2 protein-coding genes are annotated in these 1,382 nt (G+C 42.0%); both read right to left on the minus strand.

All coding sequences use genetic code 11. The features are described 5' to 3' along the window. Positions 1-340: 340 nt before the first annotated feature. Positions 341-964, minus strand: a complete 624-nt coding sequence (locus EQY_RS0122980; protein ID WP_000912558.1) for a potassium channel family protein — start codon at positions 962-964, stop codon at positions 341-343. A 121-nt stretch (positions 965-1,085) separates the two neighbouring features. Then, a partial coding sequence (locus EQY_RS27110) for a hypothetical protein (RefSeq protein ID WP_237712294.1) occupies positions 1,086-1,382 on the minus strand: 297 nt, incomplete at its 5' end.

A 1,382-nucleotide genomic window follows, 5' to 3' on the forward strand; every position in this document is an offset into this window, starting at 1 on the left:
GATGACTATACTAAAAAATTTAGTTTATATGATTTTTGATGAACATTTAAAACGGGTGAGTATTTATTTGCTCACCCTTGTGAGCTTTTGATGTGAGTAATATCAGCTCTCGGGGTTATTTCTTCCCGCTCTATAGTTTTCGATTTCCGTTTCCCAAACCGCCCCCTATCATAGTTGAAATTGGGTACAGCCTGGTAGGGCTGGGATGAGGAAGGTGAAATCTATTAATTATTACCGGCTTACGCCGGTATCACATGTAACCACAGTGTGCCGCCTTACATGCCGTTGACGCGACATTTAGTACAGTCTGGTCTGTGAGGCTGATAGCTGGTGCAAAGAGTTATTTTTCTGAGACCGAAAATCCACTGACGATGCGGGCAATAAAGACCAGTGAGTAAATATAGCCCGTGAGAATAACCAGAATAGTGGCATTACGAGCCGGCCAGCTGACGGCAACAATATCGCCATAGCCTACGGTCAGAATACTGATAAAAGAATAATAAAAAAGTTCATTCATCATCTGCAACTCATCATTTGACAGTCCACGGAACGCGCCAGGCATATGATTTTCTATCGCAGAAAACATGAAAAATCCCATATAGCCAATAAGCAGAAAGCCACTCAGCGCAGCGCAGATGGACTCTGTGTTTATCCGGGCGGAGAAAATCACCTGGCGGAACACAATCACTGACAGAATGGTGAAAAAGACCAGATAACTCCCGTAGAACAGTTGTGTCATGGCGTTGATGGGGGGCAGCCAGTGTGTGGTGACAAAAATTATCAGCAACACAATAAATGAAACGACCTGATGGCGACGCTGCAACAGATTAACGCCCGCCACAATCTGTAGCACGGTATTCAACGCGTACCCTGCAGCGTTCGGTGGAAACATATTGAGAAAGAAGGTGCTCAGCAGTGCTGTGAGAAGAAAAGCAAATTTGTGTTGTTTTATTATCTTTAACATAAAGGAAGCATTTCTGTTTGTTCAAATACCAAAGAGCAAAAGTAGTCTGTGAGTATGTGGAAAAGTTGAGCAGAATTCCCCCCGGTGGCTCTCAGGTGCACCACCGCATCGGGGCAGTGACTCATACATCTGCCCCAGCTCTGGCAGACGGTAGCCCCGCCCAGGAAATAGTGTTAACAGGACGCATTAACGAGCAATATAAAACAAATATATTTATAGTTATTGATATTAGCAGAATTACTTGCTCTGCTAATAATGTCCAATCAAATGGCAATATTATAATAAAAATGAAGATCATATATTCAATAGCAATGCCTGAACATGTTATTGCAAGAACATAGAAATCTGTACGACTAACCTTGAGGTTTGCAGTAGTAATTATATTGTTATGTTTGAAATAAAAATAACATACATATGA

This window comes from Escherichia sp. TW14182 (assembly GCF_000208525.1).
Lineage (GTDB): Bacteria > Pseudomonadota > Gammaproteobacteria > Enterobacterales > Enterobacteriaceae > Escherichia > Escherichia ruysiae.